We start from the raw sequence: 12,105 nt of genomic DNA, 5'->3' as shown, positions 1-12,105 counted from the left end.
GACGTGCGCCCCGCCGGCCGGGTGTCGGTCCGTCAGGACGCCTGCGCCTTGTCGTACAGCGCCTTCGCGTCATTGCCGAAGTACGGGCCGAACATCCGGTTCGGCAGGAAGGTGTAGCCGAAGCTGTTCACCGATACCTGGAGCCCGGTGCCGGTCGCCTCGCTGAAGCCGGTGAACCAGGGGCCGCCGCTGGAGCCGCCCGTCATGTTGCAGCCGAGGCTGTGGTCCTGGGAGAAGAGGAAGTCCTTGGAGGAGTTCCCCGAGCAGTAGATCAGCTTGGTGCCGTCGTACGGCGACGCCGCCGGGAAGCCGAAGGCGTACATCTGCTTGTTGTAGCCGCCGTTGAACTGGATGCCCTGCGCGCCGGTGACCGAGGTGAGCTTCTGGCCGTTCAGCGGTGCGACGACCGCCGCGCCGATGTCGTAGTTGATGTCCTCGCTCGCCTCCCACTGCGGGGTGGTGAGCGTCTTCGAGGCGGCCCACTGGCCGTAGGGCGCGCTGCCGTTCGCGTAGGCGGGCACGAAGACCCAGTTGGTGTGCCAGCTGCCCTGGTACTTGACGCAGTGCCCGGCCGTGATCACCGTGCTCGCGTTCTGGCTGGTCACGGCGTTGCCGGAGCAGGACGCGGTACGTCCCTGGAACGTGAAGAACACCCGTCCCGAGGTCTTCACGACCGCCCCGCCGCCGGTCCACGGGCCGCCCGCCTGAGGGAAGGCGGTGGGGGCGATGGTCGTCGGGGCGCCGGACGGCTTCGGAGCCTTGAGGGTCTTCAGCGCGCCGGGAGTGAGCGACAGGTCGAGCGGAGTGGCGGCGCGCATGCGCCCGGCGGTCCAGAAGGTGGCCGCCTTCCGCTGTTCCGCGGCCGACGGGGCGTGCGTCGGAACCGGTGCGGGGGTGGCCGCCGTGGCCGTGGACAGGCCCGTCGTGAGCAGGGCGGTGACGGCTAACAGGATGCCTGCGGCTGTGCGATGGCGTCTCACGCATGTCTCCTTCTGCCGGGGCAGGGTGGGGGATGGAGCGGTGCGGATCGGCGTACGTACGTGAGGGCAGCGTGCCAGAAGGTGGCGGGCTTGTCAGGAGCGCGTCAGCAGCTGCGTCGGCGGCCGGCGCGAGCGCGTCGCGGTGCGCGAGCGCCGTGCGTGAGCGGCTTGTGCGGGCTGCCGGCGTGCGTGGCTCGTGCGAACTGCCTACGTGAGCGGCTTCGCGAAGCAGCGGCTGTTCTCGTACTCCCGGTAGTAGCCGAACTTCGCGCACGGCTCGTACCCGCTCGACGTGTACAGCCCGATCGCCTCCGGCTGCATGGTCCCCGTCTCCAGCACCATCCGGGTCCGGCCGGCCTCGCGCGCGTCCTCCTCCAGGGCCGCCAGGATGCGCCGGGCCAGGCCGAGGCCGCGCGCCTCCGGGATCACGTACATCCGCTTGAGCTCGGCGTCGCCGTCCGCGTACCCCTCGTCGTTCTCGTCCTGGGTGCGCCAGCCTCCGGTGGCGACCGGGCGGTCCAGCGCGTCGTACGCGAGCAGATAGAGCCCGTGCGGGCGGGCGAACATCGACGGGTCGAGCGGTGTGAGATCGCCCCCGTCGCCGTAACGCGCGGCGTATTCGAGCTGTACCTGGTCGTTGAGTTTCACCGCGTCGGGGTGGTCGTAGGCGATCGGCCGTATATGCATACCGACAATCGTACATCTATGCACATCCGGGGTCTCGGATATGGTGCCGGGATGCTCACTGTGACCAGCGTCAACGTTAACGGTCTGCGCGCCGCCGCGAAGAAGGGTTTTGTGGAGTGGCTGGCGGAGACCTCCGCCGATGTCGTATGCCTCCAGGAGGTACGGGCCGAGGCCCACCAGCTCCCCGACGAGGTGCGCGACCCCGACGGCTGGCACGTGGTCCATGTCCCCGCCGCCGCCAAGGGGCGCGCGGGTGTCTCCGTCTACACCCGCCGCGAGCCGGACGCGGTCCGCGTCGGATTCGGCAGCGCGGAGTTCGACGGCAGCGGGCGCTACGTCGAGGTCGACCTGCCCGGCGTCACGGTGGCCAGCCTCTATCTCCCGTCCGGTGAGGTCGGCACCGAGCGGCAGGACGAGAAGATCCGGTTCATGGACGAGTTCCTGCCGTATCTGAAGGGCCTGAAGGAGCGCGCGGCCGGCGAGGGCCGCGAGGTCGTGGTCTGCGGTGACTGGAACATCGCCCACCAGGAGGCCGACCTCAAGAACTGGAAGGGCAACAAGAAGAACTCCGGGTTCCTCCCGGAGGAGCGCGAGTGGCTGGGCCGGGTCTACGACGAGGCCGGCTACGTCGACGTCGTCCGCGCGATGCACCCCGAGCAGGAGGGGCCGTACTCCTGGTGGTCCTACCGGGGCCGTGCCTTCGACAACGACACCGGCTGGCGCATCGACCTGCTCGTCGCGACGCCCGGGCTCGCCGGTGCGTGCGTGAAGGCGTACGTGGAGCGGGCGGCGAGCCACGGCGAGCGGTGGAGCGACCACGCGCCGGTCACGGCGGTCTTCGAACGCTGAGCGGCTGAGGATCCGTCAGTGCCCGCGTGAATGGCGGACTTTGGTGCGTGACGCCCCGGACACGGTCCGGCAGGCTGAGGGGGCATGCGACCCCCTCGCGTGCGTATCGTCATGGCCGCCCTCCTCGGCGTCCTCGGCCTCCTGTGCCTGCCGGGCGCTCCGGGCGCCCCTGCGGTGGCGGCCCCCGCGCCGCCCGGCACCCCCGACGTCCTTCTCACCGACCAGGCATCCAAGCGGATCCTGCTCCTCGACGGCGCGCGGGTCGGCTGGGATCCGGCCACCGACCCGTCGGCCGTGAAGTGGGCCTTCTCGCCGCTCGGGGACGCCCGATACGCCGACCTGCGGCCGGCCGTCAGCTGGGTCCACCCGGACGAGGCGAAGGTGCGCACGCACCGGGGCCGGACCTACGTCCTGACCACGGCCTCGTACGGCTTCGCCGCCGTCGTCGAGTACCCCTCCGGAAGGCGCTACTGGGGCGGCACGCTCTCGCCCGGCACCATCCGGCACAACCCGCACAGCATCGAGCTGCTGCCCGACGGCAATGTCGCCGTCGCCGGGAGCACCGGCGACGTGGTCCGGCTCTACGCGGCCTCGCAGGGCCCGGGTGAGGTGCCGTTCGCCTCGTACACCCTGGACGACGCGCACGGGCTCCAGTGGGACCCGGAGCGCCGGGTGCTGTGGGCCCTCGGCGGGGACCGGCTGGTCGCGCTCAGGGCGGGCGGTACGGCCGCGAGGCCGACGCTCGGCGTGGCGTACGAGATCCCGCTGCCCACGCCGCACGGGCACGATCTGTTCCAGGTCGCTGGGCGGCCCGACCGGCTGTGGGTGACGACCGGGACGGAGGTCCTCCAGTACTCCAAGAGCCGGAAGGCGTTCGTCCGGGATTTCGCCGGCGCCGCGGACATCAGCCGGGCGAACGTCAAGGCGGTGGGGAACGACCCGGTGACGGGGCGGGTGGCGTCCACCGTGCCGGAGAGCGGTCTCGAAGAGACCTGGTGGACGCGGAATGTGACCGTCCATCGTCCGGGCGGGACGTACCGGCTGGTCAACGGCGGTATCTACAAGGCGCGGTGGTGGCTGCCCGTGCGGGTGTGAGGGCGGCGGCGCGGGTGCCGACGGCAGCGTGCGGGGATACGGGCGGCGTGCGCGGACGGCAGCGTGCGGGACGACGGCGGCGGGCGCGCCTCGCGCTCAGGACGGCTCCCGCAGCCGCCTGTCCAGTGCCATCGACAGCTCCGCCTCCACCACGCTCTTCGCCAGCGGCCGCAGCCGCTGGATGTCCTTCTCCTCGGCGTGGCTGCGCAGCAGCGCGGTGAACAGCTCCGCCAGCGCGTCCGCGTGCGCGCGCACCTCGCGCCCGGCCGCCAGCACCGCGGCGAGCGGGACGCCCTCCTTCACCAGGGCCGCCGAGACGTCCAGCAGGCGTCGGCTGATGTGGACGATCTCGTCGCCGTCGGGGGCGAGGTAGCCGAGGTCGAGGGCGGTGGCGAGGTTCTCCGGGGTGACCTCGCCCTCGAAGTAGTCGGCGAGCTCCTCCGGGGTGAGGCGTACGGGGGTCTCCTCGCTCGGTTCGCCGAGGCCCAGGACCTCGCCGACGTCCCGGCCGCTTTCGATGGTGGCGGCGAGATCGGCGATGCCGCTGAGGGTGTGGCCGCGCTCCAGCATGGCCGCGATGGTGCGCAGCCGGGCCAGGTGGTGGTCGTCGTACCAGGCGATACGGCCCTGGCGGCGGGGCGGCGGGATCAGACCCCGCTCGCGGTAGAAGCGCAGGGTGCGCACCGTGATGCCGGCTGCCTCGGCCAGCTCCTCCATGCGGTACTCGCGTCCTTCTGCCACAGCGGAAGCCTATGTTGTACCGCCGGTAACTTGTGGGGTCCTACCCCTACCGCTTGGTATGGAGAGGCTCTAGTCTCCCCATCGTGCCAGTGATTACTGGCGTGGTTGAGTGTGATTGAGGCGTTCGGGAGGCGGCGGCAGCATGGGCCAGCAGCACGAGCACGTACGCGTGGCGGTGATCGGATCCGGTTTCGGCGGCCTCGGCGCCGCCGTCCGGCTGCGCCGCGAGGGGATCACCGACTTCGTCGTCCTGGAACGGGCGGACTCGGTCGGCGGGACCTGGCGGGACAACAGCTATCCGGGGTGCGCCTGCGACGTACCGTCCCATCTCTACTCGTTCTCGTTCGCCCCCAACCCCGACTGGCCGCGCACCTTCTCCGGCCAGGAGCACATACGCGCGTATCTGGAGCACGTCACCGACGTCTTCGGGCTCCGCCCGCACATCCGCTTCCGCCACGAAGTGACGATGATGCGCTGGGACGGCGACGAGCTGCGCTGGGAGATCGAGACCTCGGGCGGCACACTCACCGCCGATGTCGTGGTCTCGGCCACCGGGCCGCTCTCCGACCCGAAGATCCCCGAGATCCCCGGTCTCGCCGAATTCCCCGGCAAGGTCTTCCACTCGGCCCGCTGGGACCACGACTACGACCTGCGCGGCAAGCGCGTCGCGATGATCGGCACCGGCGCCTCCGCCATCCAGATCGTGCCCGCGATCCAGCCCGAGGTGGGCCGGCTGACGCTGTTCCAGCGCACCCCGCCGTGGGTCCTGCCGCGCATGGACCGGCGCATCAGCGGGGTGGAGCGCTGGCTGCACCGGCAGCTGCCGTTCACCACCGCCGCGCGCCGTGGACTGCTCTGGGGCATAAGGGAGTTGCAGGTCAGCGCGTTCACCAAGCGGCCGAACGAGCTCAAGCTCATCGAGTCGCTCGCCAAGGCCAACATGCGCAAGGCGATCAAGGACCCGGCGCTGCGGGCCAAGCTGACGCCGTCGTACCGCATCGGCTGCAAGCGGTGCCTGCTGTCCAGCGAGTACTACCCGGCGCTCGCACAGTCCAACGTGGACGTGGTCGCCAGTGGCCTCACGGAGATCCGGGGCTCGACGCTCGTCGCCGCCGACAGCACCGAGACCGAGGTCGACGCGATCATCTTCGGTACCGGGTTCCACGTCACCGACATGCCGATCGCCGAGCGGGTCGTGGGCGCGGAGGGGCAGACGCTCGCCGAGGCGTGGAAGGGCGGAATGCAGGCGCTGCGCGGGGCGACCGCCGCCGGATTCCCCAACTGGATGACGATCATCGGCCCCAACACGGGCCTCGGGAACAGCTCGATGATCCTGATGATCGAGTCGCAGCTGAACTACATGGCCGACTACATGCGCCAGCTCGGCGTCCTCGGCGGGCGGGTGGCGCTCGGCGCCCGGCCGTCGGCCGTCGGCGCCTGGAACCGCCGCGTACAGGAACGCATGAAGCGCACGGTGTGGAACACGGGCGGCTGCACCAGCTGGTACCTGGACGCGAGCGGCCGTAACACCACCGTCTGGCCCGGTACGACCGGGGAGTTCAGACGGCACACCCGCGAAGTGGACCTCGCGGAGTACGAGGTCATCCGCGCGCCGCGCGACGCACGCAAGGCCGGGCGTGTCGCAGAGGAGGCCGTGAAGTGAGCCGCCTGCTCCAGCGCGGCGGCGGCGAGCCGGCGCCGCCCGTCGCCACCCGCGAACTGACCGCCGTCTCCGCCGACGGCGCCCGCGTCCATGTGGAGCTGTACGGCCCCGAGGGCGCGCCCGCCGTCGTGCTCTCGCACGGCTGGACGTGCTCGACGCAGTTCTGGACCGCGCAGATCCGGGACCTGGCCGCCGATCACCGCGTGATCGCGTACGACCAGCGCGGGCACGGCCGTTCGCCCGCCGCCTCCAAGGACGGACACAGCACCCGGGCGCTGGCCGACGATCTGGAGGCCGTGCTCACCACCGCGCTCGAACCCGGCACCAGGGCGGTGCTGGCCGGGCACTCCATGGGCGGTATGACGCTGATGGCGGCCGCCGGACGGCCGAAGTTCACCGAGCACGCGGCCGCCGCGCTGCTGTGCAGCACCGGCAGCTCACGACTGGTCGCCGAATCGCTGGTCCTGCCGATGCGCCCCGGGGCCGTACGCACCCGCCTCACGCGCGCGATCCTCGGCTCGCGCGCACCGCTCGGCCCGGTCACTCCGCTCTCCCGGCGGATCCTGCGGTACGGGACGATGGGGCCCGGCTCGGCACCGGAGCGGGTCGCCGAGTGCGCCCGTATCGTGCACGCCTGCCCGCGCCCCACCCGGGTGGCCTGGGCGCACGTGCTCGCCGAGCTCGATCTCGACGCGGGCGTAAGGGAGTTGAACGTGCCCACGGCCGTCATCGCGGGCACCGCCGACCGGCTCACCCCGCTCGTCCACGCCCGCGCGCTGGCCGCCGCGCTGCCCGAGTGCGTGGGGCTCACGGAGCTCACAGGCATGGGGCACATGACCCCGGTGGAGGCCCCGGAGGCGGTCAGCGCGAAGATCCGTGAACTCGTCGACGTACATCTGAAGCCGGAGGAGAAAGCAGCATGAGCAGGGTCAGCCTCGAAGGGCAGGTCGCCGTCGTCACAGGTGCGGCGCGCGGGGTCGGTGAGCTGCTGGCCCGCAAGCTGTCGGCGCGCGGCGCGAAGGTCGCGCTCGTCGGCCTGGAGCCGGACGAGCTCAAGAAGGTCGCGGGCCGGCTGCACGCCGACTGCGACCACTGGTACGCGGACGTCACCGACCACGAGGCGATGGCGCGGGTCGCCCAGGAGGTCAAGGAGCGCTTCGGCAAGGTCGACATCGTCGTCGCCAACGCGGGCGTGGCGTCGGGCGGGCCGTTCGCCGAGTCCGACCCGGCGGCGTGGCGGCGGGTCATCGAGGTCAACCTCATCGGTGGCGCGGTCACGGCCCGCGCGTTCCTGCCGGTGCTGATGGAGAGCAGGGGCTACTTCCTCCAGATCGCCTCGCTCGCCGCGATCACCCCGGCGCCGATGATGACGGCGTACTGCGCGTCCAAGTCGGGCGTCGAGGCCTTCGCGCACAGTCTGCGGGCCGAGGTCGGCTACAAGGGAGTGGGGGTCGGGGTCGGCTATCTCTCCTGGACGGACACGGACATGGTGCGCGGCGCCGACCAGGACGAGGTGATGCGCGAACTGCGGCAGCGGCTGCCGTGGCCGTCGAACCGTACGTATCCGCTCGGGCCGGCGGTGGACCGGATCGTCGCCGGGATCGAACGGCGCTCGGCGCATGTGTACGCGCAGTGGTGGCTGCGCGGGATGCAGTCGGTGCGCGGATATCTGCCGGGGCTGATCGCGACGGTCGGGCAGCGCGAGATGCGGCGCTTCGAGCCGCGGCTGGGCGGGGTCGGCAAGGGGTTGGTGGGTGCGGGCGGGGCGGCTGACGAGCACGAACGTGAGGGGCGCGCGGAGGTCCGTACGGAGCGTCATTGATCGAAATGCGCGGTATGTCCGTGCATGCCAGGCTGGTCGAGGCCGAGGGGGCCGACACGGCTCCCTCCCCTCTCACACCCCTCTAGGAGTGGACCAGATGGGCATTCAGGACCAGTTCAAGGACAAGGCGGAGCAGCTCAGGCAGCAGCAGGCGAAGCAGAAGCAGGGCAACGCGAAGCCGGAACCGTCGCGCTCCCAGCCGCGCTCCCCGCAGGAGCGCACGAAGCAGCGGCCGCAGCAGATGACCGACGAGCAGCGCCGCCTCCAGCAGGAGGAGCAGGACCGCTTCGACCAGGACTACGACGCCTGACGTCCGCGGCTGACGAAAGGGGCGCACCCCGTGCACGGGGTGCGCCCCTTTCGTATCCGCCATGGCCTCCGGCCGAGTTGATGCCCCACACGCGACGCGAAGCCGCCGGCGAGCGGGGGGCCGGGTCCTCGGGTCCGGCGACTCGGAGGTCTGCGGCGCCACACGTGGCGGAGGTCGGGGCCGTGCTCGGGCCTTTCCGCGGCGCACATGGCGGCGGGGGCGGGGCGCAGCGAAGCTGCCGCGAGCGGGGCCGGGGCGGCGGAAGTCAAGGCTGCGCTCCGGCCTTTCCGCGCCGCACATGCCGGCGGTGCCCACACGCGGCGCGAAGCTGCCGCGAGCGGGGGGCCGGGGGCGGCAGCCCCCTTGTCCCGTCAGGGTTTCGGGAAGGGGCGGGGAGGGGCAACTCCCCCTACCCGCCGGCCCGCTGCCCGCCCGGCCGGCGCGGCGCAACCGGGGTCCGGGAAGACGCGGCGCAACCGGGGTCCGGGACCGGGGTCCGGGGGCGAAGCCCCGGGCAATCAGCCGCGCGGTGGCAGCTTCGGGCGGCGCAGGTCCGGGACCGACTCGTAGCCGGGAGGGCGCGACACCGGGTACTGCTTCAGGCGGTCCAGGGCGACGCGGACCGCGGCTTCCAGGTCGGTGCGTTTGCCCTCGGCCCAGTCCAGCGGGGGGCGTTCGGCGTGGATGTCGGGTTCGACGCCGTGGTTCTCGACGGACCAGCCGTACTCGTCGAACCACGCCGCGTTCATCGGCACCGTGATCACCGTGCCGTCCCCCAGCCGGTGCCGGCCGGTCATGCCGACGACCCCGCCCCAGGTGCGCTGGCCCACCACCGGGCCGAGGCCCAGCAGCCGGAACGCCGCCGTGATCATGTCGCCGTCGGACGAGGTCGCCTCGTCGGCGAGCGCGACGACGGGGCCGCGCGGCGCGTTGGACGTGTACGAGACGGGCTGGGCGTCGCGCGTCAGGTCCCAGCCGAGGATCTTGCGGGTGAGCTTCTCTATGACCAGCTCGCTGATGTGGCCGCCCGCGTTGCCGCGTACGTCCACGATCAGCGCGGGACGGGACATCTCGCCGCGCAGATCGCGGTTGAACTGTGCCCAGCCGGAGCCGCCCATGTCCGGGATGTGCAGGTACCCGCACTCGCCGCCGCTGATCTCCCGTACGACCGCACGGCGTTTGGCCACCCAGTCCTGGTAGCGCAGCGGCCGCTCGTCGACGAGCGGGATGATCGCGACCCGCCGGGCCCGCCCCTCGCCCTCGGACGGCTCGAAGGTCAGCTCCACGGTCGTCCCGCCCGCGGCCGCGAGCAGCGGGTAGGGACCGGTCACCGGATCCACGGGCCGCCCGTCCACATGCGTGAGTACGGCACCTTCGCGGATGCCCGTACCGGCCAGCGGGGAGCGCGCCTTGGAGTCGGAGGACTCGCCGGGCAGGATGCGCCGGACGACCCAGCCTTCCTCCCGGTGGATCAGGTTGGCGCCCAGCAGGCCCATCGCCCGCTGGTAGTGCGGCGGGCCCTCGTTGCGCCGCGCGGGAGTGACGTACGCGTGCGAGGTGCCGAGCTCCCCGAGGACCTCGCGCAGCAGATCCGCGAACTCGTCTGGGGACGCGACCCGTTCGACCAGGGGCCGGTACTGGTCCAGCACCGCGTTCCAGTCGATGCCGCACATGTCCGGCTCCCAGAAGTACGCGCGGATGAGCCGCCCGGCCTCCTCGTACGCGCACCGCCACTCGGCCGCCGGGTCGACGTGGTGCATGATCCGGCGCAGATCGAGATAGACGGTCGAGTCGCTGTCGCCCGACTCGGTCGCGGGCACCGCACGCAGTTCGCCGTCGTCGACGAGCACGAGCCGCGTACCGTCGCCGCTGACCGAGAACCAGTCAAGGTGCTGGACGAGTTCGGTCTTGCGGGCCTTGGTGATGTCGAAGTGCTCCAGGGTCGGCCGGGTCGAGGGGTCGGCGGGGTTGGCGAAGGTCTCGCCGAGCGCGCCCGAGATCGGCCAGCGCAGCCAGACGAGCCCGCCGCCGCTGACCGGATGCAGGGCCGAGTACTTCGACGCGGAGACCGGGAAGGGGGTGACCCGGCTCTCCAGCCCCTCCACCTCCACCATCGCGGCGCCCTCGCCGGCCTCGGCCTCCGCCGGATCCAGCCCGCCCGCCGCCGGCCGCCCGTCCGGGAGCAGTGCGAAGGGCGACGGGGTCGCCGACGACAGCGGCACCAGATACGGGCGGCAGCCCAGCGGGAACGACAGGTCCCCGGTGTGCACGTCGTACACCGGGTCGAAGCCCCGCCACGACAGGAACGCCAGATAGCGGCCGTCGCGCGTGAAGACCGGATTCTCGTCCTCGAAGCGCCCGTTGGTGACGTCGACGACCGTCCGGGACTCCGGCGGCCCGGTGATCCGGGCGATCTTGATCTGCCGCAGCGAACGCCCGATGCCCGGGTGCGACCAGGCCAGCCAGTTCCCGAGCGGCGAGAAGGCGAGATCGCGCACCGGGCCGTTGTCGGACCGGATCAGCTCCGTCACCTCGCCTCCCCCAGAGCCTTCGGCCTGGGAGGTGCCCCCAGACTCCTCCGTGGCGTCGACGAGCAGCAGCCGGCCGTCGTGCGAGGCGATCGCGAGGCGCTCGCCGTCCGGGGACGCGTGCATCTCCAGCACCCGGCCCAGCTCCCCGGAGGCGAGCCTGCGCGGCTCGCGGTCGCCGCTCGCGCGCGGCAGATACGCGATCTCGATCGCGTCCTCGCCCTCCGCGTCGGTGACGTACGCGACCTGCCCGCCGGTGCCCAGCATCTCGGGCAGCCGCACCCGCACCCCCGGGGTGTCGGTGATGGTCCGCGCCGGTCCGTCGCGGTGGGTGAGCCAGTACAGGCTGCCGCGTACGGTGACGGCGCTGGCCCGCCCCGTCGTGTCGACCGAGAGGCCGTTGACGTGGCTGGAGGCCGGGACCTGGTACCTGCGCCGCCCGGCGCGCGGCCCGCCGAGCCGTACGTCCAGCTTGCGCGGCTCGCCGTCCGGCCCGAGGTCCTCGACGATCCACAGGTCGCCCGCGCACTGGTAGACGACGCGGTGCCCGTCGCTGGAGGCGTGCCGGGCGTAGAAGGCGTCGTGGTCGGTGTGGCGGCGCAGGTCCGTGCCGTCGGGAAGGCAGGAGTAGAGGTTCCCGACGCCCTCGTGGTCGGAGAGGAAGGCGATCCGGCCGTCCACGAACATCGGGCAGTCCAGATGGCCGCCGATGTCCGCCAGCAGCCGCTCCCCGTGCAGCCACAGCCGGCCCGTCGCCCCACCCCGGTAGCGCTTCCACGAGGCCGGCTCGTGCGGCGGCTTGCCGGTGAGCAGGAGGGTGAGGTGCTTGCCGTCGCGGTCGGCGACCGCGATGTCGGAGACCGGTCCCCAGGGCAGGCGCGCGCCGGGGTGGCCGTCCGTGGGCAGCTTGTAGGCCCAGGAGTAGTACGAGAACGGCTGGCCGTGCGAGGAGACCGCCAGGATGTTGCCGTCCGGGTCCCAGCCGCACACCCGGGTGTCGGTCGACCCCCAGTAGCTCAGCCGCCGTGCGGGCCCGCCGTCGACCGGAGCCAGATGGATCTCGGGATCGAGGCTGCGCCAGGTCGTGTACGCGATGTGGCGCCCGTCGGGGGAGAAGCGGGGGTGGCCGACCCGGGTCCGGTCGACGGTCAGCCGCCAGCCACGGCCGGGGCGCTGACCTGCGGGAACCAGGGGGGCGACCCACAGGTCGTCCTCAGCCGCGAAGCACAGCGTGTCCTGGTGCAGATGCGGAAAGCGGAGATACGAAACGTCGTCGCTCACTCCACCCATGCTTTCCGGGTCGGGAGGGTCGGGCAACTTGTGGCGCAGAACACGGCGGGACGTGGCCGGAACGAGTGCGTCCCGTCGGGGTCCGGGCGTACAGTCGTGGTGTACGAAACCGTTTCGTTTAGACGGAGGAGGTGGGTCCG

The 12,105-nt window shown here is 72.1% G+C and carries 10 protein-coding genes; 6 read left to right on the top strand and 4 right to left on the bottom strand.

The features are described from left to right. Positions 1-32 precede the first annotated feature (32 nt). Positions 33-980, bottom strand: coding sequence for a trypsin-like serine peptidase (locus ABT342_RS14370; protein ID WP_351572168.1), 948 nt, complete (start codon positions 978-980; stop codon positions 33-35). A 207-nt stretch (positions 981-1,187) separates the two neighbouring features. Next, positions 1,188-1,667, bottom strand: a complete 480-nt coding sequence (locus ABT342_RS14365) for a GNAT family N-acetyltransferase (protein ID WP_351572166.1) — start codon at positions 1,665-1,667, stop codon at positions 1,188-1,190. 51 nt (positions 1,668-1,718) lie between these two features. On the opposite strand from ABT342_RS14365, the gene ABT342_RS14360 reads away from it, so the two are divergent. Together ABT342_RS14360 and ABT342_RS14355 are read left to right on the top strand one after the other, a co-directional pair. Next, complete coding sequence (locus ABT342_RS14360; RefSeq protein ID WP_351572163.1) at positions 1,719-2,516, top strand: exodeoxyribonuclease III; 798 nt, start codon at positions 1,719-1,721, stop codon at positions 2,514-2,516. Positions 2,517-2,600: 84 nt separating this feature from the next. Continuing rightward, a complete protein-coding gene (locus ABT342_RS14355; RefSeq protein ID WP_351572160.1) occupies positions 2,601-3,611 on the top strand; it encodes a DUF6528 family protein in 1,011 nt (336 codons plus the stop codon). 96 nt (positions 3,612-3,707) lie between these two features. On the opposite strand, the gene ABT342_RS14350 is transcribed toward ABT342_RS14355, so the two are convergent. After that, positions 3,708-4,328, bottom strand: coding sequence for a MerR family transcriptional regulator (locus ABT342_RS14350; RefSeq protein ID WP_351572444.1), 621 nt, complete (start codon positions 4,326-4,328; stop codon positions 3,708-3,710). A 166-nt stretch (positions 4,329-4,494) separates the two neighbouring features. Here ABT342_RS14350 and ABT342_RS14345 point away from each other — a divergent pair, with 166 nt between their 5' ends. From ABT342_RS14345 to ABT342_RS14330, 4 genes are all read left to right on the top strand, one after another. Beyond that, the gene (locus tag ABT342_RS14345) at positions 4,495-6,015 is read left to right on the top strand and encodes a flavin-containing monooxygenase (RefSeq protein ID WP_351572157.1); all 1,521 of its coding nucleotides are present in this window, start codon (positions 4,495-4,497) and stop codon (positions 6,013-6,015) included. Beyond that, complete coding sequence (locus tag ABT342_RS14340; protein ID WP_351572155.1) at positions 6,012-6,938, top strand: alpha/beta fold hydrolase; 927 nt, start codon at positions 6,012-6,014, stop codon at positions 6,936-6,938. The genes ABT342_RS14345 and ABT342_RS14340 overlap by 4 nt, the downstream gene beginning before the upstream one ends. Then, the gene (locus ABT342_RS14335; protein WP_351572153.1) at positions 6,935-7,837 is read left to right on the top strand and encodes an SDR family oxidoreductase; all 903 of its coding nucleotides are present in this window, start codon (positions 6,935-6,937) and stop codon (positions 7,835-7,837) included. The genes ABT342_RS14340 and ABT342_RS14335 overlap by 4 nt, the downstream gene beginning before the upstream one ends. Before the next feature lie 97 nt (positions 7,838-7,934). Further along, positions 7,935-8,147, top strand: a complete 213-nt coding sequence (locus ABT342_RS14330) for a hypothetical protein (protein ID WP_351572150.1) — start codon at positions 7,935-7,937, stop codon at positions 8,145-8,147. A gap of 518 nt (positions 8,148-8,665) precedes the next feature. Here ABT342_RS14330 and ABT342_RS14325 read toward each other — a convergent pair. Then, on the bottom strand, positions 8,666-11,956 hold the full coding sequence (locus ABT342_RS14325; RefSeq protein WP_351572147.1) for a S41 family peptidase: 3,291 nt from the start codon (positions 11,954-11,956) through the stop codon (positions 8,666-8,668). Between the last annotated feature and the right edge of the window lie 149 nt (positions 11,957-12,105).

The sequence above is a fragment of the Streptomyces sp. NPDC000410 genome (assembly GCF_040300305.1).
Classification (GTDB): Bacteria; Actinomycetota; Actinomycetes; order Streptomycetales; family Streptomycetaceae; genus Streptomyces.
The sequence above is the reverse complement of the archived record's forward strand: the minus strand, read 5'-3'. Positions and strand labels throughout refer to the sequence as shown.

Excerpts from the sequence above, each read along its gene's own strand:
- ABT342_RS14365 (WP_351572166.1), bottom strand. The coding sequence starts at position 1,667 with ATGCATATACGGCCGATCGCCTACGACCACCCCGACGCGGTGAAACTC.
- ABT342_RS14345 (WP_351572157.1), top strand. The coding sequence starts at position 4,495 with ATGGGCCAGCAGCACGAGCACGTACGCGTGGCGGTGATCGGATCCGGT.
- ABT342_RS14330 (WP_351572150.1), top strand. The coding sequence starts at position 7,935 with ATGGGCATTCAGGACCAGTTCAAGGACAAGGCGGAGCAGCTCAGGCAG.
- ABT342_RS14350 (WP_351572444.1), bottom strand. The coding sequence starts at position 4,328 with ATGGAGGAGCTGGCCGAGGCAGCCGGCATCACGGTGCGCACCCTGCGC.
- ABT342_RS14360 (WP_351572163.1), top strand. The coding sequence starts at position 1,719 with ATGCTCACTGTGACCAGCGTCAACGTTAACGGTCTGCGCGCCGCCGCG.
- ABT342_RS14355 (WP_351572160.1), top strand. The coding sequence starts at position 2,601 with ATGCGACCCCCTCGCGTGCGTATCGTCATGGCCGCCCTCCTCGGCGTC.
- ABT342_RS14335 (WP_351572153.1), top strand. The coding sequence starts at position 6,935 with ATGAGCAGGGTCAGCCTCGAAGGGCAGGTCGCCGTCGTCACAGGTGCG.